This window comes from Burkholderia sp. Bp9016, assembly GCF_003857765.1.
GTDB lineage: Bacteria > Pseudomonadota > Gammaproteobacteria > Burkholderiales > Burkholderiaceae > Burkholderia.
The window spans coordinates 1-21685 of the sequence record NZ_QTPY01000023.1; the positions used below are offsets into that span (position 1 = coordinate 1).

Sequence of the window (21685 nt, forward strand, 5' to 3'; positions counted from 1 at the left end):
ATCGTTTCGCGCAACCGCAGCATCGCGGGAATCTCGGTTTCCATCGTCGTGTTGGAACTCGGCACGATCTGGCCGATACGGAATTGCTTGCTCATTTCATGTTCCTGCATTTAAGGAAAAGGGTCTTGATGTCGGTGCCCGGCATCACAGCTTGAAAATCCGCGCCGCATTGCCGTGGCAAACGCGTTGTCGCGTCGTATCGTCGAGCGGTGCGCGTTCAATGAAGTCAGCCGCAGCGGCCGTCGATTCGTACGGGTAGTCCACCGAGAACATCACCGCATCGGCCCCCATTTCGCCGATCGCGCCGACCAGCGCGGGCGCCGAACACACGCCAGACGTCGTGATCAGGATGTTTCGGCCAAAATATTCGGAGGGCCGGCGTGCGAGCGTCACGCCGTGCGAATAAACGGCGAACCGGCTGTCGAAACGCCAGCGCAGGAACGGTAGCCCTTCGCCCATGTGACCGAGAATCAGCTTGACGCGCGGGAAACGGTCGAACACGCCGCCAAACAGCAGCCGCAGCGCATGGGTGCCCGTTTCAACGCCCCACCCCCACGCCGCGCCCGCCAGTTCCGGATGTCCGTCGAACACCCGCGGCATCACGTACGCATCGGTCGGATGCAGGTACAGCGGCACGTCGAGTTCCTGCAGGCGTGCCCAAAACGGGTCGTAGGCCCGATCGTCGTAGTAGGTGCCGAACGTATGTCCGTTCACCAGCGCGCCTTTGAAGCCGAGCGTGTCGACCGTGCGAGTGAGTTCCTCGACGGCGGCGCCCGGCGAATGCATCGCCAACGTCGCGAACCCGCCAAAGCGGGACGGGTGTCGCGCGATCTGCGCTGCAAGATAGTCGTTGCTTTCCCGTGCACGGCTCACCGCGACAGCGCTGTCGTGCTCGCCCTGCACGCTTGGGCCGGTCTGCGACAGGATCGTGTAGTCGATCCCCGCGCGATCCATCTCCGCCAGCCGAAGCTCGTCGAAGTCGGCCAGACGCGCGCCGAGATCGGCCAGAACCTCCGGCGCAATATGTTGCGTAAAGCTTTTCGAGTACGCCTGAAACCCGGGCGTCGAAAAATGTTCTTCCAGTGCGATCTTGCGAATGCGGTCGGTCACTTCAGGCTCCATTTACTCAGCATACTGACAATTAAGTCGGCGTTTGACGGACGACTGTCCGTCTGCGGGCATCCCACTCTCAGTTCCGTCCGAACAGGCGCTTGATACGCCCCCAGACGACACTCCAGATCATCGCGCCGACATTGAATTTCGACGATGCCAGCTCCGTCGCCGGCGCGGCGTCGCCGCCCAGTTGCGCGGTGATTCGCGCGCCGAAATCGGCGATCATCCGCCGCACGAAATCCTTGACGAGCCCCGATCGGGAAAACTGCGCGAGCGGCCCTTGCAGCATGTATTCAAGCGTCACTGCGACGCGCGTTTGCGCACCACCCTGCTCCGGTGTCAGCGCATACGTGACGTCGCCGTTCGCGCGCGAGCGGCTGATATTGTCTTGGCCGGCACCGCGCATGACTGCGCGATGATTGGCGTCGTCGCGCTCGAGCCGCGCGGAGCCTGCAAAATTCGCGGACATCGGACCGAACTTGATCGCGATGCGCCCCTTGACCTTCTCAGCATCGTGCTCGATGAGTTCCGCCCCGGGCAGACACGCCGTCACCGACGGCAGATCGCCCATGAACGCCCATACGCGGTCAAGCGGAAATGGAGCGATGAAGCTGTCGTCGATCGCGGTCCACCCCTTGCGGTCGGTGGTGGCCGGTGCGGACGATGACGCGTCCGAGGTCCGTCCCGCAGATGCCTGCAGGGCGGCAGCGCCCGGACCGGGACCCGTCTGCTTCGCATCGAAGGTCGTGAATCCGGCCGCTGCGCGCACACCGCGGTCGATTGCCGCGACTGCCGGCGATGCCGGTGAAACGGGCTGCGCAAGCGGGCTGTGCTTGAGGTCTTCGAGCACCGAGCGGATCGCAGCGACAATGCCCATATAGCCGGTGCAGCGGCAAAGATTGCCCGACAGTTCGAGGCGCACATGGGCTTCATCGGCGTCCGGGAAGCGCCGCACGATGTCGCGTGCGGTGATCAGCATTCCCGGGGTGCAGTAGCCGCACTGAAGCGCATGGTGCTGCGAGAACGCGCGGCGCAACCGAGTCATCAACGCGTCATCGTCGAAGCCCTCGATGGTCCGGACTTCGCGTCGATCGCATGCCACCGCGAACGTGATGCACGAGCGCACTGGCTCGTCGTCGCATAGCACCGTGCATGCGCCGCAGACGCCATGTTCGCAGCCCAGATGGGTACCGGTCAGGTGTTGGGTGTCACGCAAAAAATCGCCGAGATGCACGCGCGGCGCGACGTCGCTGCGGATCGGCTTGTCATTGATCGTCAGTTCGATGGCAGACATGAATTCTTCCTGTCAAAGCGGTCTATCGGCCGAACGCGGAGGCAAGGCAGCGTGCGACCGCCGCCTCGTGCATGCCGCGGTCTATCGCGTCGGCATTGGGCATCACGCTCGCGACCGCTGCGGCAATCGCAACGGGCGTGGCCGCGGCAGGCCCATGGCGCGCAATCTCCGTCGCGAGGGCGTCGAGCGCCGCCGGCGGGCCGTCCAGTGCGCCTGCCACGACGCGCGCCAGGCCCGTCTGCGGATCGAACGCGGCGGCCGCACTCGCGTGCGCGAACTCGCCGGTCTTTCGGCACAGCTTGTGGTATCCCCAGCGTGCCGCTTCGCTTGTCTTCGGCACCAGCACCGCAGAGATGATTTCGCCATCGGCCAACTGGGTCGTGAATGCACCGAGCATGAATCCCGCGGCATGCACCTGCCGAACACCGGACGGCCCGCTCAGCTCGATCCGCGCGTCGAGTGCGCTCAGCGCAAGCGGCCAATCCGCTGCCGGATCGGCATGCGCGAGACTGCCCCCGATCGTGCCTCGATTGCGGATCGCTCGATAAGCGATACCTCCTGCAACGAACTGCAGCATGCCGCCGCGCAGCAGCGCAAACTTGCCGTCCTCGATCTCGGCGTGCGTGACCGCCGCACCGATCCGGACGTCGTTGCCAGCGTCGCCGACCTGACGCAACGCGTCGATGCGCGAAACGTCGATCACGCGCGCGGGCCGGGCCAGGCGCAGATTCAGCATCGGCCCCATCGACTGACTGCCGGCGATCGGCTTCGCATTTCCCGCTGCCTGCTGCAACGCATCCAATGCGTCGGCAATCGACGTGCACGCAACATATTCAAACGCCGCAGCCTTCATCGAATCGCCTCCTCTGTTGCGCCGACCGGTTGCTCGCCGGACGCCCGTGCCGCCTTCGCCGCTTCGATTGCCTGCAGCAACCGGCGCGGTGTGAGCGGCGTTTCCGATACCCGTGCGCCCAGCGGCCGAAGCGCGTCGTTGACTGCATTGAACAGCGCGGCAGGCGGTGCGATTGCGCCGCCCTCGCCGACGCCTTTCGCACCGAACTCCGTGTACGGCGATGGCGTTTCCATGTGATGAATCCGCAGTGACGGCAATTCGGTCGGCCCCGGCAACATGTAGTCGGCGAGCGTCGAGGTCAGCGGCTGCGCGTTGTCGTCATAGAGCGTTTCTTCGTAGAAAGCGGTGCCGATGCCTTGTGCCGTGCCGCCGATCGTCTGCCCTTCGACCACCATCGGATTGATCATCGTTCCGCAGTCCTCGACGATGACGTAGTCGAGAATGTCGACCTGTCCCGTTTGCGTATCGACAGCAACGACCGCCGCATGCGTCGCGTAGCTGAATGCGCCCGTATCGACTGCCGGCTTGAAGCCCTGGGTTGTCTCCAGGCCAGCCAGATCGACACCTTTCGGCAACAGGTCCGGCCGCATATACCAGGCCGCGGCGACGTCGGCGAGCGTGACGCAGCCGCTTGCGCCGACCACGCGCCCCGCATCGAATCGCACGGCGCTCTCCGCTTCGTTCAGCAAATGCGCGCCGATCCGGATCAGTCTCGGGATCAGCTCGCGGCAGGCCGCGGCGACCGCTCCGCCCGCCATCACGATGCTGCGCGACGCGTAAGTGCCCGTCGAATACGGCGTCAGCGCCGTATCCCCATGCACCAGCTTGATTTTCTGCACCGACACGCCGAGGACTTCGCTGGCAATCTGCGCGAGCGTCGTCTCCATGCCCTGCCCGTGCGAATGAATACCGGCACGCAGTTCGATTCCACCGTCGGCCGTAATGCGAACCGTCGCGAGGTCGTAGCCCGGGACGACAGGAAGCCCCCACGACGCGAACACTGATGTGCCGTGTGCCGATTGCTCGGTGAAGGTCGCGAAGCCGACGCCGACCAGCCGCCCGTCCGCCTCGCCCTGCGCCTGACGCTGTCGCCAGCGGGGCACGTCGATCTGCTCGACGGCCCGCCTCAGGCTCTCCTGGAAATCGCCGCTGTCGTAGTGCTTCTTCACGACATTCGTGTACGGCATGTCGGCACCGCGCACGAGGTTGTCGTGCCGAACCTCCCACGCTTCGCGGCCGACCGCGTGTGCAATCGCGTCCATCGTCAACTCGATCGCGAAGCACACACCCGTGCGCGCAACACCGCGATACGGCAGGAAACCCGGCTTGTTGGTCGCCGCGCACTGCGTACGGCACCGATAGCCGCGGAAGTCGTAAGGTCCGGGCAGGTTGCCAAGCGCCTGTCCCGTCTCGAGGCCGATGGTGAACGGCCACGCCGAATAGGCACCGCCATCGATCAACAACTGCGCATCGAGGGCCAGCAGTCGGCCGCGATCGTCCGCATACGCGGTCAGCTCGTAGTGGTGCTGACGCGTATTCGCGCCCGCGATCAGATGCTCCCGTCGATCCTCGATGAACCGGAACGGCCGCTTGTAGGTCAACGCGAGCCATGCAATGCACAGCTCTTCCTGCTGGAGCACGCACTTGTAGCCGAATGCACCGCCTACGTCCGGAGAAATGACCCGGACCTGCGCCTGATCCAGCCCGAGACACTGCGCGAGAATCGTGCGGATCATGTGCGGCACTTGCGTCGACGTAATCACGACGAGCTGCGCCTGCGGATGATCCCAGTATGCGAGGACTGCCTTGCCCTCCATCGGCACCATGCACTGGCGAGCCAGGTCGACCTTTTGCGTCACGACCACGCTCGCGCGTTGCGCATGCACGTCGAAATCGACGTCGGCCTGCATGTCGAGAAACAGATTGTCCGGCCAATGCTCGTGCACGCGCGTGTCCGTTCGCTCGCGCGCCGTAAAGGCGTTCGCGAATGCCGGCAGCTCGCCCAGATCGAGCTCGATCTCCTCTGCGATGTCCTCGGCTTCCGCTCGCGTACCCGCGAAGCACATCGCGACCGGCTCGCCGACGAAGCGGACTTTTTGCGCGGCCAGTGGCGGATGGGCGGACGATTTGTAGCTGGGCAGGCTCGAATCCGCAACGATATCGGTCGCCCCGACCATGTCTTCACGCACGATCACCCGGTCCGCGAATCGCTCGGGCTTGCCGATCTGCCGAATGACCGCATGCGCGACAGGGCTGCGCAGGAACGCAACATCCTGCAGATCGGGAAATGCGTAGTCCGCGACAAATCGGCCTTTCCCGTGCAGATGCCGTTCGTCCTCGCGGCGCCGTACGCGTGCGCCGACGCCGCCGGTATCGACCGGCGCTTCCGTCTTCGCAGTTTCGTTCATGTGCTTTCCTCCCGGGCCGTCCTCGTCGAACGGCCGCTCGTTTGCCTTCCCGCCGTCAGACGGGGTACGCGAGATCATTGGCAATCAGCGCCGTGTCGTACACGGCCTGCCGCTCCTTCAGCAGCAGGGTGCTGCCATTGCGCGCGAAACGATCGTACAGCCGCCCCGCCTGATGAACCGACGTCGCGCCCTCGACAAGCGTTTGCAGCAGCACATAGTTGCTCTGCGCGACGATCTCCTCGTCGTTCGCGTCGAGAATCCGCACGTTGGTGACGAGATGCAGTACCCGGCGCGGTGCGAACATCTGCGTGCGCGAAATCGCGACCGCGCGATCGCGCAACATGTCGCGCCCTTCCGCATAGACGAGCCCGACCGGCAACCCGAGTTCCGCATTCTCGTATTCGGTCACGCGATACACGCACTGTTCGGCAAAGAACTCGGGCCAGCGTTCGATCTCCCCTCCGTCCAGCGTCGCGCAGTACTCGGCATGGAACGCCTCGACCGCCATGCGGGCCGCGATCGCAGCCTCGTATGCGATCGGCTTTTTGTCGAATCCTTTCAGCATCAGAACCCCATCACTTCCCGATAGTGTTTGTACATGGCGCGAATCGCCGCTTCCGAGATCAGGTTGTCCGCGGTGCCGATCTTGTCGCCGTCCAGCTTGATCACGCTGCGATCGGTCACGGAACGGCGCACGCCCTCCTGAACGAACTTCATCGCCTCGTTGTCCTCCAGCCCCAGAAAGCCCGACGGGCCCATCAGATTGCCCTGGCGCAGCCGATGGCGGACCATCTCGTCCGTGTCATCCTCGTAGCCGAACATCGTCCAGAGCATGATCATGCTGTTCGGCCCGTTCGGCACGATGTGGCGCACGCCCAGCGTGTTCATTTCGCGCTGCACGACCAGGTTCGGCCAGATCGTCTGCATGGTCACCGACCATTCCGAATCGAACTCCTTGACGAATTCCAGGAATCGCTCGTCGCGCAGCACCATCCCTTCGTGGAACGAGCGCATTTCCTTCTTTTTGTCTTCGTCGACCTGTGCGTAAAGATCGTCGCTCTTGGCCGATGCCATCGTGCCGTGAATGCCGTACTTGCTGTCCGCGATCATCGCGGAGCGGTTTCCCGCCACCAGCAGTCCGAACACCACGAGAAAAGAATGCAGCAGCGTCGCGTGATAGGGATCCTTCAGATTCTCGTGGTACATCTTCCAGTTGCACGGCAGCTCGTTCTTGTAGAAGCCGAGAATGCGCAAGCGCTTGCCGTTGAACACCGTATCGAAATCGTCGAGGATCTCCGGGGTCAGGTATTCCTCGAGCGGCTCCATGTCGAGCACGAACGACGCGAACACGACGCCGTTTCGTGTCGCGACCGCAAGCTTGCGCAGCCCGTGCGCGTCGTTGCGGAAATCCTTCGGCATGCCGCCCAGCTTGTTCACGCCGCGCTTGAACGGAATTCCCTGCAGGTTGCCCTTCAGGTCGTACGACCATTGGTGGTACGGGCACACGAATTCCTTGTTGTTGCCGCGGCTGTGCCGGCAGAATTCCGCACCGCGATGTGCGCACCGGTTCTCGAATACGTTGACGGAACCGTCCTCGGCACGCGATACCACCACCGGCGTCGGTCCCACATACGAACGCTTGTAGTCGCCGGCGTTCGGTACCTCGGCTTCGAGCGCGACGAAGTTCCAGGTGCGGCCGTGAAAAATGCGCTCGACCTCGCGCGCATACACGGCGTCGCTCGTATAAACCCAGTCGGGAATCGCATGAAGGCCTTCGTCAGGCCATACGAGCGATGCGACCGGAAGATTTTTTGCTTGCGGCGTCCCGCCGCCGATGATGGTTTCACACGAATACACGTTGTTCTCCGCTGAGGCGCGGCTCGCACGCCCGAATTGATGACTACGCCGCCCGCTGGTCGAGTTGCCGCAATTTGATCGCGGGATCCGCGAGCGCGGCCGGATCGACGGAAATCCCGCGCTCGACCAGCCTGCGCAACGCCCGCAACTCACCGCCCTGGTTGACCGCCAGCGCGTACGCGATCACGCCCTCGCGCAGTCCGATCAACAATGTCTTCCCGTCAGGAGACGGGCGTTCGATCCAATGTGCGATCGAATGATCCGGCATGCCGAGCATCTGGATGTTCCAGTCGTACTGGTCGGTCCAGAACCACGGCGTGGGCCGATAAGCGGTGCGATCGCCAGCCATGTTCCTCGCCGCGACGATGGCCTGCTCCTGGGCGTTCTGCCATGACTCGAGACGCAGTCGCTGGCCGGTCGCGCCGAACGGAAAGTTCGCGCAGTCGCCCGCGGCATAAACACCCGGTACCGAGGTACGGCAGTATTCGTCGACCAGGATTCCATTGCCGGTCGCAATGCCCGACGCGCGCGCGAGATCGTCATTCGGCGTCTGCCCGATGGCGACGACGCAGAAGTCGAAGTGGGCCGTGCCGCCGTCGACGGCCATTTGGACATCGTGTTCGTTCGGGGCGACGCGCAGCGCATCGGCATTGAAGACGAACCGCACGCCGTGCGACTCATGTTTCGCTCGCAACCGGTCCGCAAAGGCGGCCGGGACCGCTCGCCCCAGCAACCGTGGCGCGGTTTCGTAGATCGTCACGTCGAGCCCCCGCGAACGCGCACTCGCCGCGAACTCGAGTCCGAGAAAACCGCCGCCGATGACGGCAACCGATTTCGAGCGGGCAAGCCGTTCGCGCAACCGCATCGCATCCGCCAGTGTCCGCAGCGAATGCATGTGCGGGCCACCCGGCAGACCCGGCAAGCTCCGAGCGCGGCCGCCCGTGGCCAGCAGGCATTGATCGAAGCGGATCGGCGGCCCGTTCCTGAATTCGGCGATACGATTCACGACGTCGAGCCGCTCGACGCCATCGTCGCGCCGCTCGATGCGCGAGTCGACATAGAACGACTCGGGTTGCAGCCAGCCGGCAAAGCAATCCGCGTCGTTGCTCGCGAGCAGCACGTCCTTCGATAACGGCGGCCGCTCATACGGCAGCACCCGCTCATCCCCTGCCAACACGATGCGCCCGGCGAATCCTGTCGCGCGCAGTGCTTCAGCGGCCCGGCCGCCTGCCTGCCCCGCGCCGACGATAAGAATCGTCGGAACCATCGGTTGGCCGTCGGACCTCGGCGCACTCACAGGGCCACCATGATCGAATCGCCCTCGACGCGAACGTCGTAGACGCGTACCGGCGTCGTTGCAGGCGCACACATCGCGGCGCCGGTGCGGATATCGAAGCGCCCCTGATGAAGCGGACACTCGATACAACCGTCCTCCATATAGCCGTCGCTCAGCAACGCGAACTGGTGCGTGCACACGTTGTGAGTGGCATGAACGCTCCCGTCGAGCAGGTACAAGGCAATCCGTTCGTCGCCGATCGTCACCGGAAGCGGCTCGTCCTCGACCAGGTCGGTCAACTTTGCCGCGAATATGTAGTTCATCTGCTTGGCCTTATTTAATCAGTATGCTGATGAAATAAGGCTACCAGCTTCCGGAACGAAGTCAAGAAATGCAAAAAGAGCGTTTACCCTGAGCCGGTGTCGGTACCGGTGACGTGCGGGTCGACGATTGCGACGATGTGGATCGGTGGCACTTGTGCGGTGATCAAGAGTGCGTGGTTGCCGATCCGCGCATATTTTGGAAACGCCGGCGAAGCGCGATACGCGATACGCGCCCTGCGTCGTCGCCGGCGCATCGAGCTTCGGTCGGGCGCTATCGGATCAAGCAGGAATCGTTCTCGCTCCGAGCGCCGCAAGAACTCAACCTGCGTGGCGAAATCCGGCCGGCGGCGGTTTCCCGGCGTCGTGCGAGGCATGACGCCCGCTTTCGCCGAGGAAGCCCATGCGGAAATCCGAAGCGCCGTTGACCAGCGCAGGTTGCTCCACGAATCCGGACGTAGCTGGCCGCAGGCTTCGAGGCGACGTGCAGCACGAAGCCGCGTGCCTTCAGGCACCCTTCGATATCTCTTTGCATCTTCACCGCGAACGGATGCGGCGCGGGCGTTCGCACGCACGCCGCCCCGATCCTGGCTCGACTTACAGCGCCCGCACGATGCCGCCGTCGACGCGAATGTTCTGCCCGGTGATGTAGCCGGCGCCTTCGGACAGCAGGAACGTCACCGTTTGCGCGATCTCCTGCGTCTTGCCGAAACGGCCGACCGGAATGCGGGCAACGATTTCGGGCGTTTCCGGCCAGCTGTCGATGAAGCCCGGCAGCACCGAGTTGATCCGGATGTTGTCCTTCGCATAACGATCCGCGTACAGGCGCGTGAAGGAACTGAGCGCCGAGCGCAGCGCGGACGACACCGGCATGGCCTGCTCGGGCGCATCGGCCGCGAAACTCGAAATGTTGACCACCGCACCGCCGCCCTGCTTCAGGAAGACCGGCGTCACGCGGCGCAGCACGCGCACGACGTTGAGCACGATCAGATCGAGCCCTTCGTGCCACTTGTTGTCTTCGAGGGAGAGCAAGTCGCCCTTCGGCGGATGCCCGGTGTTGTTGACGACCGCGTCGATGCGGCCATACTTCGCGAGCGTCTCGTTGACGAAGCGCTCGATGTCGGCATCTTCGGTGACCGACCCCGCGATGCCGAAACCGCCGAGTTCCTTCGCCAGTTCGGCGGCACTGCCGGACGGCGACATCAGCGCGACGCGATAGCCGTTGCTGGCGAGATCCCGAGCGATCGCAGCACCCATGCCCTTGCCCGCCGCCGTCACTAAAGCCACTTTCTCTACAGTCATGCTGTTCTCCAGGATAGGTCGGCGGAACGCCGTATTCGATCTCGACATCAATCTATACGAGCACTCTAGGACTCTATAATGCAATTGTCGAACGATGATTTCTTCAGTCACCCTGTAGAATTTCTACTGCATGAAGGCTCTTTTGCGTACCCGCCGGTTTCCTCCGCTCAATGCGCTTCGCGCGTTCGAAGCGTCGGCGCGCCACCTCAATTTCCGGCTGGCCGCCGATGAACTCGGCGTGACCCAGGGTGCTGTCGCGCAGCAGGTCAGGCATCTTGAAAACGCTGTGGACGTTCAGCTCTTTCGGCGCTTGCCGCGAGGGCTCGCGCTGACACGCGACGGGCTCGAGTATTTCTCGTCGGTTCAGCGCGCGCTGCAGATCATCGCCGACGCAACGGAAGCGCTGGGCCAGCGCGCGACGATTCTCACCGTCAGCACGACGCCGTCGTTCGCGTCGAAGTGGCTGATTCCCCGATTGTCGGACTTCAGCAGACTGCATCCCGACATCGAGGTTCGCGTCATCGCCGACGAACGGCTCGCGACGTTCAAGGCCGATGGCGTCGACATCGCGATTCGACTGTGCAAGCCGCCGTTCCCGCCCGGTTTGACCGGCGAGTTGCTGTTTCCGCTCGATATCTTCGCCGTCGGCAGCCCGAAATTGCTCGATGGCAACCCGCCGATCCGGAAGCCCGCCGACCTGTCGAAACACGTGCTGCTGCACGACGCTCACGATCTGTGGCCCGAATTCATCCACAAGCTCGACGGAAAAGTTCGGGCCGATCCGACCAAAGGGCCGCGGTTCAGTCAGACCCTGCTCGCCATCGACGCCGCAGCCGCGGGGCAAGGCATCGCGCTGACCAGCGAGCCGCTGGTCGAGCGCGATATCGCGGATGGCCGGCTACGGCGCGCCTTCGACTTTTCCTTCCCGATGACGCTCGGGTTCCACGTTGTCTTTCCGCAAGCGAACGCACATTCGGAAGCGCTCGAGGCCATGCGCGACTGGTTGTTTGCGCAGTACGGAAACGCACGCTGATACGGCGATTCAACGCGCGTAAGGCGCTGCCGCGCCCAGATTCCCCGCCCTGGCTCCGATCGCCACTCGTTCGGCGATACCTGCGGAGACGGCCTCAGGCGGGTTTTTCGACGCCGTCGCCATCACCGCCAACGGCCCTGCCCGCCCCCGTCACCGTGCCATCGGCCTCGTCGATCCGCAGCAACCGGCCCGCGTTGGCAATCACGATGAACGTGCCAATGTTGTGCAGGATCGCGGCCCAGACCGCGCCGAGCACGCCGGTTGCGGCCAGCGCGATCACCGCGAGCGTCCATGCGAGCCCGATCGCCGCATTGGTCGTCGCCGTGTGCCGGCAGTGCCGGCCGAGGCGGATGCAGGTCGCAATCCGCTTCAGATCGTCGCCGAGCAGCACGACGTCGGCCGACGCGATCGCGATGTCGACGCCGCGCTCGCCCATCGCGATGCTGGTCGAGCCTGCCTTGATCGCCAGCACGTCGTTCAGCCCGTCGCCGACGACGAGCGGATGCCGGCCGGCGCCAATCTGGTGCATCACGTAATCGAGCTTGTCGTGCGGCAGCGCCTGCGCGACCACGGTCTCGATGCCGGTCTCGGCCGCGACCTTGCGCGCCACCGGCTCGCGGTCGCCGGTGAGCAACGTCTGCCGCGCGAGGCCCAGCGTCCGCAGCTCGGCAAGCGCCTCGTGCGCGTCGGGCCGCAGCGTGTCGGAGAACCCGAACCACGCGAGCAGCCGTCCGTCGAGCATGAGGCCGACGAGCGGCCCGTCGAAGCCGTCGGGAGGTGGCGGCAACGCGCCGGCATGGTCCGCGAGCAGCGCGGGCCGGCCGAGTACTGCGGTGCCGTCGGGTGTCTCGGCGACGACACCGAGTCCGCGCAATTCCCGCGTGCGTTCGAACGGCGCAACGGCGGCACTGGCAAGGCCGGACGCGACGGCATCGCGCACCAGCGCGCGGCTGGCCGGGTGCGCGCTGCCTTCGCCGAGCCGGGCGGCCAGCGCGCGGGCGTGCGCTCCGTCGATGCCGGGTTGCAGCCACACTTGCCGGACCTGCAATTCTCCGCGCGTGAGCGTGCCGGTTTTGTCGATCACGAGCGAGTCGACCTCGGCGATCTTGTCGAGGAACGCCGCGTTGCGAAACAGGATGCCGTGCCGCGCGCCCACCGCAATCCCGGCGATGGCAGTGGACGGCGCGGCGAGCACCAGCGCGCACGGACACGCGGCCACGATGACCGCGAGCATCGCCGACGCATTCGCGGACGTGAACCAGACGATCGCGGCGATCAGCAGCACGAGCGCGAGATAGGCGCCCATGTGCCGCTCGAGCACCTGCGTGACGGGCGGTTTCGCCCGTTCCGCCTGCTGCATCAGTGCGATGATCTTGCCGAGCGCCGAATCCTTGCCGGTGTGCGTGACCTCGATGCGCAGCACGCCGTCCAGATTCAGCGCACCGCCATACACGGCGCTGCCTTCGTCGACGTCGTGCGGCACGGATTCGCCGGTGATCGGGGCATTGTCGACGCTCGATGCGCCCGCTACCACGATGCCGTCGACCGGAATGCGCGCGCCCGCCACCACTTCGATCCGGTCGCCGGCATGAAGCGCGTCATACGCGACTTCGGTGACGCTGCCGTCCGTGCCGATGCGGCGTACGCGACCGGCCGTCAGTTGGCCGAGCGCGCGGATGGCTTCCTGCGAGCCCAGCACGCTGCGCTCTTCGAGCGCATGCCCGAACGTCATCACGATCGGCAGCAGCGCGGCCGTGGTCATATCGCCGATCGCCCACGCGGCCAGCATCGCGAGCGCGATCAGCCGGTCGGTCACGCCGTGCAGGCTCGGCGCACGCAGGCTGTGCCACGCGCTCGCAAAGACGGGCCCCGCGACGATCAGCGATGCGAGCGCGGCCAGCATCTGCGCGAGGGTGTCGTCGCCGGATGCCAGCGTGCGCCACGCGAACGACAGCACGAGCAGCCCGCCCGCGAGCAGCGCCAGCGCGATCTGTCGCGTGATCGTGCGGCGTTCGTCGGTGGACAGCGCGTATACCGTCGGGGCGTCCGGCTTCCCGGCCGGTTCGGCGAGCATCTTCATCGGGCATTCCCGGGCAGGATCAGGTTAGAGGTGTCGCGCGGATCGATCGTCGTCACGCGCCCTGCCTTTGCCAGCATGCGCTGCACGCGATCGCGATAGAGCCGTGCCAGCAGCCCCGGATCGCCGTTCTCGCGCAGCGTTGCGTCGAGTTGCCGGATTTCCAGCGTGTCGGTCTGTGCGGTCGCGACGCGCTCGGTGGCGCGCGCCTGCGCTTCCTGGACGATCCGATCGGCATCCTGCTGCGCGTCCTGCCGCCGCTGCTCGGCGGCGGTGCGTGCTTCGGCGATGGTCCGCTCGGCGAGCTGCAGCGACGTCAGCACCGAGTTGAACGCATCGGCGGCCGCGCCGGGAAACGCGGGCTGCACGTCGACGCGCGCGACTTCGACGCCGAGTCCGGCGTGTGCCGCGTCGAGCGCGCGCAGGTGCCGCGCGATCGCGTCGGCGAGATCGCCGCGCAACCGTTCGCGACGCGCGGCCATCTGCCGATCGGCGGCGATCTGCTCGGGCCGTGCGACCAGGATCGCATCGAGATCGCGGGCCGCCGCGACCTCGACGGCCGACGCGGACACGATCCGCTCGAGGGCCGCGTCGAGGCGGTCCTGCTGCAATACATACGCGTACGGATCGCTGACCCGGTAATAGAGAACCGCGCTCAACGCGACGGCGCCGCCGTCGCCCGTCAGCACATAGCCGGAGCCGGCGAGCGCGTCGGGCAGCCGCGCGACACCCGCCGCGGACGAGGCGAGCGCCCGCGGATCGCGGTCGAGCGAACGGATCTTCTGTTCGAGCACGCGCGCGGCGCCCGGCACGAGCCGCACCGACTCGAACGGCCGCGGCCATGCGATCACGAGCCCGGCGTCCTGGGTGCGCACGAGCGCGCCAAAGCGCATCACGACCGCGCGGCTGTCGGCCGGAATCCGCCGGATGTTCGAACTGGCCCACGCGCACGCGGCCAGCACCGCGAGTGCGGCAATGAACCAGAACGACAGGCGCACGGCCTGGGCGCCGGGCCCGAGCGGCGGTGCAGGCTGCGCGCTCATCGTGCGGCCTTGTGCGGCTTCGGCGCGGGCGTGTTTTGCCCGCCCGCGTCGGTCGGCCCTTGCACGAGCACGCGGAACGGCGCGGCATCGGTGCGCAGGATCAGGTTGGTATTGGTGCCGACCACCGCGTTCAGCGTGTCTAGCGAACGCAGCATCGTGTACAGATGCGGATTGCCCGCATAGCTCTTGCCGTAGATGTCGGCCGCATCCTTGCGTGATTGCGCCTCGATGTCGGCCGCCTTGACGTTCGCGTCGGCGATCGCGATGCGAGCGTCGCGCTCGGCGTCCGAGCGGATCTGCGCAGCTTCGCGATTGCCGTCCGCGGTGCGCTGCGCCGCCACGGTCTCGCGCTCCGCGCTCATCCGGTCGACGGTCGCGGCGAGCGTGACCGCCGGCAGCGTGAGCCGTTCGAGCCCGACCTGCGCGACGCGCACGCCATAGGTCGCATAGAGCTGCGCGTCGATTTGCCGGCGCAGCGTGTCCTCGAATTCGCCGATCTTCACCTGGGCCGGATCGGTATTCACGAGCGATGCGAGGTCGTACCCGGCGGACGTCGTCTGCAATGCGGACCCGACGAGCGAGCGAATCTGCCGGGCTGCTTCATCGGGTTCGTTGCCGACCGCGCGCATGAAGCGCCCGATGTCGCGTGAATCGGCCGGCACGCGCCATGCGACGTAGGCCTCGACGATGATGCGCAGTCCATCACGGGTGCCGACGTCCTGCAGGCCGCTCGACGTCGTGTGCAGCCGCAGGTCGACGGGCGTCACCGCGTCGATCGGCGCAGGCAGGCGCCACGCCAGCCCCGGTTCGAGCAGCACGCGCACGGGACGCCCGAAACGCGTGACGACCGATGCCTCGCCGGCACGCACCTGCACGAAGCTCGCGACCGCGAGCGCGACGAGCACGCACAGCACCGCGACGGCGACGCGCAGCCGGAATGCGCCGGGCGGCTGCGGTGCGCCGTGATGCGCGTGGTGGTCGTGGCCATGGCCGTGGTGCGCATGATCATGCGCGTGCGAATGAAACAGACTCACGATGTCGTCCCGGGTGCGGCGTCGTCCGCGTGCGGTGCGGCGGCATGTGCTGCCGCCGTGTTGCGCCGCCCGCGCGGACCTTGCCGCGACATGTCAATGGATGCCGGCCAGATCGCCGGCGGGAGTGTTGCGCAGGTCGACGGTGGCCCGCGTGCCGTCGGCCAGCCGGTCGTCGATGATCGTCATGCGCGCATTGCGCAGGCCGTGCTGCAGTTTGTTCAGGTAATACTCGAACGGAAACGCGGGACCGCCGAGCCGGTACGCCACCAGGTCGGCATCGAAATCGATCCGCTGCACGCGCGCCGACGACAGCGTGTCGCCCGCCTGCGCTTCGGCTTGCGCGATCCGCACGAGCGCCTGCTGCTGCGCGTTGCCGAGCAGGCCGGCCGCGAAGCCGCGCGCCTGAGCGACGCTGCCCTGCGCGCGGATCTGCGCGGCCTGGACGTCGTGGAACGCGGCGGCCGCACCGGTCGGCGGATGCACGCTTTCGATCACGACCGCGACCACGTCGACGCCGCTTTGCAGCCGGTCGAGCTGCTGCTGGATCGCCCGCTTCAATTGTTCGGCCATGGCGGCCTGATTCGTTTCGAGCAGCGATTCGAGCGTATGCGAAGCGAGGTAATGAACCAGCTCGCGATTGGCGCTCACGCGCACCGTGCTTTCCGGGTCGCTCGTCCGGTAGAGCGCCGCACGGGCATCGGCATCGGTCGGGCCGAGACGGTAGTCGACCCGCACGTCGGCGTTGACGATCTGGAAATTCTGCCGGTCGCCGTTCGCGCCGGCGATCACCTGGGTGGTTTCCCATGGGTGCGCCACGTCCCAGAGGCGGTCGAGCCGCTCGGGAGTCGGGCCGTCGGCGGGCGCGGCACGCGTGTCGGCCGTATCGTCGCTCGCACTGCCGGCGATCGCGACCTGATGCACGGCGCCATTGTCGACAATGCGCGCGCGCCCGAACGGCCAGGGCAAGCCGACGTGCAGGCCGGGCTGCCAGACCGCGACCGGCGCGCCGAACCGTTCATATACCGCGCGCTGCTCCGGGTTCAGCACGACGACCGCGGTGAGCAGCCACGCGCACGCCACGGTCGCGCCGAGCGCGCCGGGCAGCAGCCTCACGAAGCTGCGCCAGCCCCAGCTTTGCCGCAGGTCGATGCCGTAGCGGTCGCGCAATTCGGCGTCGAGCGACGCCAGCGGCGACGGGCGACGGCTCAGCAGGCCCGCGATCGCGCTGGTCGGGACGGCGGCGCCGCGCGGCACGTCGAACCAGGACAGCACGCCGCGCACGGCCAGTTCTGCCCCGACGAGCGCGTTGAGCAGCGCGACGGCATGGACGAGGCCGTCCGCCGCGCGGTGCAGGAACACGAACCATGCGGCGGCCAGCGCGCCCGCGAGCGCAGTGACAAGCGCCATGCGCAGCATCGGGGTGAGCGACGCGGAAACCGTGGATGTGCCGGCTGTCGCCGCATGATGGCGTTCGGCGACGAGCGTGAGAAAGGCAAGGACAATGCATGCGGCACCAGCCGCGACCGTGGGTTCGGGCGCGGCCATCGCGCGGACCAGCACGACCGGCGCCGGCGGCAGCCACGCGAGCGCGGCAATCGCGGCGGACAGCACGGCGCCCGCGGTGACAGCCACCGGCCGCCAGTCGATCGCCGCGGCGATCGCCGGCCACGGGTTGTCGTATTGCTCGGGCTCCTGCTTGCGGCGGAACGCGCTGCGAAGCCAGTCGGCGAGCAGGCCGGCGGCCAGCCCCTGCGGCGGGTGGCGACGCGCGCGCTCGGCGAGTAGCACGCCAAGCGCGACGACGAGCACGTTGCACCATGCGCTCGCAAGCGGTGCGCACCAGCGCAGGTCGACCGGCAGCAGATCGACGACGCTCAGCGTCGCGAGCGCAGCGCCCAGCAATGCGGCGGCCCCTGCAACCGGTGCGAGTGCATCGCGGCCGGCCCGGCTGTCGGGAATGTCGTCGTTGCCGTGCGCCTGTTGCCCCATCGGGGTTCCTTACGTATTCATTACAGGATGCGCGGCAGCCCGCGCGGAATTCTGCGAGCGGCAATGTATCGCGGTGGACGATGAAACTCAAGGCGACCGGCGCGATTGCGGACAATTTGCGGGTAATCGCAGCCGGACGGACAAACCGTGCGCGCGTCATCCGTTGAAACGGAGCGCACCCTGTCCGGCTGAAACGATGGAATCCGCGGTCGCAACAACAGCGTGGCACGCAGGCCGCATTCCCGCCGCGCCGGACGGAAAACCGTGCCGGTTGCCACAACGCACGTCACGAATCCATACTGCGTCCACCGGCAACACACGCCCTTCCCGATGCACCACCGCCCCGACGATATCCGCCGCCTGCTCCTGAACGTACCGGCGCTCAGCCTGAATCGCCCGGGCCCGGCGGAATCGTTCCTGCGCGGCGTCGTCGACACGGGCGCCGAACTCGCTCACGTGTTGCGCGACTATCCGCAGGTCCGCTACCAGCCGCTCGACTTTCACTACGTTTGCCGGCAAAGCCTGTCCGCGCTGAGCGACGCGCTGCTGATCGACCTGACGCACGACCAGCAGCATGGATGGCCCGGTGCGCAATGGGCCGCGCTGTTGATCGCGCTGTCCGGCGACGCGCGCTATCTGCCGCATCTCGACGCCGTTCGATCCGATCGCGGCGTCGCCTGGACCGCCGAGCTCGCGGAAGCGGCCGTGAGCCCCGACGCGCGAGCGTCGACATGCCACTGCTGCCGCTTGATCGTCGAACTTCGCGAGCAGCTCGCGTCGATGCCGCGCGTCGGCGTACGGTTGCGACTGCAACCTTCGGCGGACGTCCTCTTCGCCCGGGCGGCGGCCGTGCGTGTCGCGTATCGCAGCGGGAATGTCGACATGGCGATCGAGATCGCCCGTCGCGCAGCCGACGCGGATCGCTGAGCGCAATCCCCCGGCACGAAAGCGCACGCCGTGCCTGCGCCGCTGCGACGCGCGCCGATTCCGCGCGATTTTGCACAGGACCTTTCCTGTGCGGCGCCTTAATCGCCCGTCGCACGATCTCCAATAATGGCTGCTCGATCCGCCGGCCGAGCGCGCCGACGCGCCCCATCGGCGATCGACGCCAGACCAACGATAAAAAATCCTATGCATTCCTACAAAACTAACCGACCCGCCAGCACCGCCGCGACGCACTCCGCCCGCCGCGGCCGGCTCGCATCGGGCAAGACCGCGGGGACGGTCATTGCCGCCTGCATCGCCCCGTTCATGCCCGGCATCGCACAGGCACAAAGCAGCGTCACGCTGTACGGCCTGCTCGACACGTCGATCACCTATGCGACCAACCAGCGCACGCAAGGCGCCGGTTCGCCCGGCAGCGGCAGCGTCGCGATGACGAGCGGCGCATTGAACGCATCGCGCTGGGGTGTGCGCGGCCGCGAGGATCTCGGTGGCGGCACGGCCGCGGTCTTCGCGCTCGAAAGCGGTTTCTCGGGGACGACCGGCAAGCTGTCGCAGAAAGGCGTCGACCTGTTCGGTCGTCAGGCGTGGATCGGCGTCAGCTCGCGCACGGCCGGCACGCTGACGTTCGGCCGCCAGTACGACGAGATCCTCGAGTTCGTGACGCCGCTCGGCGCGGCGGGACCCGGCTGGGGCGGCAATCTCGCGGTGCACCCGTACGACAATGACGACTCGAACCGCAACCTGCGCATCAACAACGCGGTGAAGTACACGAGTCCGACCTATCGCGGGCTGACGTTCGGCGCGATGTTCGGGTTCTCGAACAAGGCCGGCGAGTTTTCGAACAACGCCGTCTGGAGTGCCGGGCTCGGCTATGCCAACGGGCCGGTGAAGTTCGGCGCCGGCTACCTGAAGATCAGCCGCGATCGCAACGCGCCGAACCCGGACGGCGCGCTCAGCACGGTCGACGGGTCGGCGACGATCACGGGCGGCAACCAGCAGATCTGGTCGGTTGCCGGACGCTACGTGTTCGGCCTGCACTCGGTTGGCGCCGCCTGGTCGCGCTCGACGACCGACGGCGTGACCGGCGTGCTGCAGGGCGCCGGCATCACACCGCTGAAGGGCGAATCGCTCGTCTTCGACAACTTCACGGTCGACGGCCGCTTCGTCGTCACGCCGGCGTTCAGCCTGGCCGCCGCGTACACGTACACGATGGGGCGTTTCGACAGCCGCACGGGCCAGACGCGTCCGAAATGGAACCATGTCGTCGCGCAGGCCGACTACGCATTCTCGAAACGCACGGATGCGTATCTGGAAGGCGTCTATCAAAGCGTGAGCGGCGGCAACGGCAATCCGGCGTTCAACGCGACCGTCTGGACGATGACGCCTTCCGCCAACAGCAACCAGCTCGTCGTCGCGCTGGGGTTGCGCCACAAGTTCTGAAGGCTGCGTCGCTTCGCGCGCGGGCCCGCGTTTTAAGCCTCGCTTAATCGTCGCTGCCTACGCTGAAAGAGCCGCGCGCAGGCGCGGCCGTTTCGCTGCGATGCGCGTTCGCCCCCCGCGCGAAACCGGCAAGCCGGCGTGACACGCCCGCGATGCGGGCGCGGCGGCGCATGCTTGCCGCGCGCCGCGCGCACCCCGTGCGCGGCGCCTTTCGACGATGGCGGAGCCTGTCATGAACACGCCTTCCCTGCCGCTTGAACCCATCGACACGCACCGGCGCACGTTGCTCATCGCGACGACCGTCACCGGCGGTATCGGCTGCATCGCGACCGCGATTCCGTTCGTCGATTCGCTGTCGCCGCCGGCAAGCGCACTGGCGGCCGGCGCGCCGGTCACCGTCGATATCGGCGGGCTCGCCGAAGGCGCGATGATGACGGTCGGCTGGCGCGGCAAACCGGTCTTCATCGTCAACCGGACGGCGGCGATGCTCGACGCCGTTACGAAAGCCACGCCGATGGTCGCGGATCCGGACTCGCTGCATCCGTTCTCGATGCCGTTGCCCGACTACTGCCGCAACCCGTTCCGCGCGCGGGCCGACCGCCGCAATCTGCTGGTGGTCGTCGGCGTCTGCACGCATCTGGGCTGCACGCCGATTCCGCGCTTCCAGCCGGGCGCGCAGCCGAACCTGCCCGACGACTGGCCCGGCGGGTTCCTGTGCCCGTGTCACGGTTCGACCTACGATCTCGCGGGGCGCGTGTTCCGCGACAAGCCTGCACCGCAGAACCTCGACGTACCGCGTTATCTGTTCACGTCGCACACCGGACTCGTGATCGGCCGGGACGAACACGGCGACGCGTAACCCGTCACGAGCCCGAGCGCGCATTCCGTGCCGCTCGCGCGAGCAAGAACGCGTCCTGCGCTTCCCTGCCCCGAATAAACGGAGAAACTAGTCACGCTGTGACATTTTTCCTAAGCTAATTGCAGCGGCGCCATATTCCGGTGTTCCGGCCACGACAATCTTTCATATGGCGCATCGCCGGCTTACGAAAACACTCGCATCGCTGACGGAAAGCCGGCACTTTCGCGCCAGTCGCGACCGGATACGTGACGTGGCCGTTTGCACGCACGACGCTTTCCACGCAGTCAACCGCAGGAGACACACAATGAGCAAAATGAACCGATTTGCGGTCGTGGCAACCTTCGCGCTGCTGGCGGGTTGCCACCATGCGGCGAAAACGCCCGAGAACGCGGGAATGACGCCGCCGCCCTCGAGCCAGGCAGTGGCCACGGTCACGGCCGACGATCTCGACAATCCGAACAGCCCGCTCGCGAAGCGCAGCGTCTATTTCGATTTCGACAGCTACTCGGTGAAGCCGGAATACGAATCGCTGCTGCAGGCACACGCGAACTACCTGCGCAGTCATCCGGCGCGCCATGTGCTGATCCAGGGCAACACCGACGAACGCGGTACGTCCGAATACAACCTCGCGCTTGGCGAACGCCGTTCGCAAGCCGTGATGAGCGCGCTCGAAACGCTGGGCGTGCCGGGCTCGCAGCTGGAGGCCGTCAGCCTCGGCAAGGAAAAGCCGGTCGCGCTCGGTCACGACGAAGCATCGTGGGCGCAGAACCGCCGCGCCGATCTCGTCTATCGTTGATCGGATGCCGCCGCAACGGCGGCATCGTCTTCACGCATTACCCGCA

19 protein-coding genes and 1 pseudogene are annotated in these 21685 nt (G+C 66.5%); 5 read left to right on the plus strand and 15 right to left on the minus strand.

Translation table 11 applies throughout. The features are described 5' to 3' along the window. The 11 genes and pseudogenes from DIE13_RS24940 to DIE13_RS24990 all read right to left on the minus strand — a co-directional run. A pseudogene (locus DIE13_RS24940) lies at positions 1–95 on the minus strand (Asp/Glu racemase); the annotation flags it as partial. Between the two features lie 49 nt (positions 96–144). After that, positions 145–1110 carry an amidohydrolase family protein gene (locus DIE13_RS24945; protein ID WP_233410004.1) on the minus strand — a complete coding sequence of 322 codons (966 nt, stop codon included), beginning with the start codon at positions 1108–1110 and terminating at the stop codon, positions 145–147. A 79-nt stretch (positions 1111–1189) separates the two neighbouring features. Next, on the minus strand, positions 1190–2407 hold the full coding sequence (locus DIE13_RS24950) for a 2Fe-2S iron-sulfur cluster-binding protein (protein WP_124829765.1): 1218 nt from the start codon (positions 2405–2407) through the stop codon (positions 1190–1192). Between the two features lie 22 nt (positions 2408–2429). After that, positions 2430–3260 carry a xanthine dehydrogenase family protein subunit M gene (locus tag DIE13_RS24955; protein ID WP_124829766.1) on the minus strand — a complete coding sequence of 277 codons (831 nt, stop codon included), beginning with the start codon at positions 3258–3260 and terminating at the stop codon, positions 2430–2432. Beyond that, a complete protein-coding gene (locus DIE13_RS24960) occupies positions 3257–5668 on the minus strand; it encodes a xanthine dehydrogenase family protein molybdopterin-binding subunit (protein WP_124829767.1) in 2412 nt (803 codons plus the stop codon). Before DIE13_RS24960 ends, DIE13_RS24955 begins: the two co-directional genes overlap by 4 nt. A 55-nt stretch (positions 5669–5723) precedes the next feature. Further along, positions 5724–6233: an aromatic-ring-hydroxylating dioxygenase subunit beta gene (locus tag DIE13_RS24965; protein ID WP_124829768.1), complete on the minus strand. Its 510-nt coding sequence runs from the start codon at positions 6231–6233 to the stop codon at positions 5724–5726. Then, the gene (locus tag DIE13_RS24970) at positions 6233–7525 is read right to left on the minus strand and encodes an aromatic ring-hydroxylating dioxygenase subunit alpha (RefSeq protein WP_124829769.1); all 1293 of its coding nucleotides are present in this window, start codon (positions 7523–7525) and stop codon (positions 6233–6235) included. Before DIE13_RS24970 ends, DIE13_RS24965 begins: the two co-directional genes overlap by 1 nt. Positions 7526–7568: 43 nt before the next feature. Further along, positions 7569–8894: an NAD(P)/FAD-dependent oxidoreductase gene (locus DIE13_RS24975; protein WP_244108846.1), complete on the minus strand. Its 1326-nt coding sequence runs from the start codon at positions 8892–8894 to the stop codon at positions 7569–7571. Next, entirely contained in the window at positions 8819–9124 is a 306-nt protein-coding gene (locus tag DIE13_RS24980; protein WP_124829770.1) for a non-heme iron oxygenase ferredoxin subunit, read from the minus strand. The genes DIE13_RS24975 and DIE13_RS24980 overlap by 76 nt, the downstream gene beginning before the upstream one ends. 83 nt (positions 9125–9207) lie before the next feature. After that, positions 9208–9696, minus strand: coding sequence for a hypothetical protein (locus DIE13_RS24985; RefSeq protein ID WP_124829771.1), 489 nt, complete (start codon positions 9694–9696; stop codon positions 9208–9210). A 22-nt stretch (positions 9697–9718) separates the two neighbouring features. Next, positions 9719–10423, minus strand: coding sequence for an SDR family oxidoreductase (locus tag DIE13_RS24990; protein WP_124829772.1), 705 nt, complete (start codon positions 10421–10423; stop codon positions 9719–9721). Between the two features lie 130 nt (positions 10424–10553). Between DIE13_RS24990 and gcvA the strand changes: the two genes are divergently transcribed. Continuing rightward, positions 10554–11456: a transcriptional regulator GcvA gene (gene gcvA / locus DIE13_RS24995; RefSeq protein WP_124829773.1), complete on the plus strand. Its 903-nt coding sequence runs from the start codon at positions 10554–10556 to the stop codon at positions 11454–11456. Positions 11457–11550: 94 nt separating this feature from the next. Here gcvA and DIE13_RS25000 read toward each other — a convergent pair whose 3' ends face one another. The 4 genes from DIE13_RS25000 to hflK all read right to left on the minus strand — a co-directional run bounded on the left by DIE13_RS25000 (position 11551) and on the right by hflK (position 17599). Continuing rightward, a complete protein-coding gene (locus DIE13_RS25000; protein WP_124829774.1) occupies positions 11551–13536 on the minus strand; it encodes a cation-translocating P-type ATPase in 1986 nt (661 codons plus the stop codon). Then, entirely contained in the window at positions 13533–14576 is a 1044-nt protein-coding gene (locus DIE13_RS25005; protein WP_124829775.1) for an SPFH domain-containing protein, read from the minus strand. The genes DIE13_RS25000 and DIE13_RS25005 overlap by 4 nt, the downstream gene beginning before the upstream one ends. After that, positions 14573–15610: a protease modulator HflC gene (gene hflC, locus DIE13_RS25010; RefSeq protein WP_124829776.1), complete on the minus strand. Its 1038-nt coding sequence runs from the start codon at positions 15608–15610 to the stop codon at positions 14573–14575. Before hflC ends, DIE13_RS25005 begins: the two co-directional genes overlap by 4 nt. Before the next feature lie 93 nt (positions 15611–15703). Beyond that, entirely contained in the window at positions 15704–17599 is a 1896-nt protein-coding gene (hflK, locus tag DIE13_RS25015) for a protease modulator HflK (RefSeq protein ID WP_124829777.1), read from the minus strand. A 330-nt stretch (positions 17600–17929) separates the two neighbouring features. Between hflK and DIE13_RS25020 the strand changes: the two genes are divergently transcribed. The 4 genes from DIE13_RS25020 (at position 17930) to pal (ending at position 21639) form a co-directional block, all read left to right on the plus strand. Continuing rightward, entirely contained in the window at positions 17930–18526 is a 597-nt protein-coding gene (locus tag DIE13_RS25020; protein ID WP_124829778.1) for a hypothetical protein, read from the plus strand. Positions 18527–18730: 204 nt separating this feature from the next. Then, positions 18731–19984 (plus strand): porin, encoded by a 1254-nt coding sequence (locus tag DIE13_RS25025; protein WP_124829779.1) that lies wholly within the window; start codon positions 18731–18733, stop codon positions 19982–19984. Between the two features lie 232 nt (positions 19985–20216). Continuing rightward, the gene (petA, locus tag DIE13_RS25030; protein WP_124829780.1) at positions 20217–20843 is read left to right on the plus strand and encodes a ubiquinol-cytochrome c reductase iron-sulfur subunit; all 627 of its coding nucleotides are present in this window, start codon (positions 20217–20219) and stop codon (positions 20841–20843) included. A gap of 304 nt (positions 20844–21147) precedes the next feature. Then, positions 21148–21639: a peptidoglycan-associated lipoprotein Pal gene (pal, locus tag DIE13_RS25035; RefSeq protein ID WP_124829781.1), complete on the plus strand. Its 492-nt coding sequence runs from the start codon at positions 21148–21150 to the stop codon at positions 21637–21639. Positions 21640–21685: the final 46 nt, after the last annotated feature.

Bases quoted from the DNA above. Each gene is read 5' to 3' on its own strand.
- DIE13_RS24950 (WP_124829765.1), bottom strand. From the start codon at position 2,407: ATGTCTGCCATCGAACTGACGATCAATGACAAGCCGATCCGCAGCGAC.
- DIE13_RS24955 (WP_124829766.1), bottom strand. From the start codon at position 3,260: ATGAAGGCTGCGGCGTTTGAATATGTTGCGTGCACGTCGATTGCCGAC.
- DIE13_RS24960 (WP_124829767.1), bottom strand. From the start codon at position 5,668: ATGAACGAAACTGCGAAGACGGAAGCGCCGGTCGATACCGGCGGCGTC.
- DIE13_RS24965 (WP_124829768.1), bottom strand. From the start codon at position 6,233: ATGCTGAAAGGATTCGACAAAAAGCCGATCGCATACGAGGCTGCGATC.
- DIE13_RS24980 (WP_124829770.1), bottom strand. From the start codon at position 9,124: ATGAACTACATATTCGCGGCAAAGTTGACCGACCTGGTCGAGGACGAG.
- DIE13_RS24990 (WP_124829772.1), bottom strand. From the start codon at position 10,423: ATGACTGTAGAGAAAGTGGCTTTAGTGACGGCGGCGGGCAAGGGCATG.
- gcvA (WP_124829773.1), top strand. From the start codon at position 10,554: ATGAAGGCTCTTTTGCGTACCCGCCGGTTTCCTCCGCTCAATGCGCTT.
- DIE13_RS25000 (WP_124829774.1), bottom strand. From the start codon at position 13,536: ATGAAGATGCTCGCCGAACCGGCCGGGAAGCCGGACGCCCCGACGGTA.
- DIE13_RS25005 (WP_124829775.1), bottom strand. From the start codon at position 14,576: ATGAGCGCGCAGCCTGCACCGCCGCTCGGGCCCGGCGCCCAGGCCGTG.
- hflK (WP_124829777.1), bottom strand. From the start codon at position 17,599: ATGGGGCAACAGGCGCACGGCAACGACGACATTCCCGACAGCCGGGCC.
- DIE13_RS25020 (WP_124829778.1), top strand. From the start codon at position 17,930: ATGCACCACCGCCCCGACGATATCCGCCGCCTGCTCCTGAACGTACCG.
- DIE13_RS25025 (WP_124829779.1), top strand. From the start codon at position 18,731: ATGCATTCCTACAAAACTAACCGACCCGCCAGCACCGCCGCGACGCAC.
- petA (WP_124829780.1), top strand. From the start codon at position 20,217: ATGAACACGCCTTCCCTGCCGCTTGAACCCATCGACACGCACCGGCGC.
- pal (WP_124829781.1), top strand. From the start codon at position 21,148: ATGAGCAAAATGAACCGATTTGCGGTCGTGGCAACCTTCGCGCTGCTG.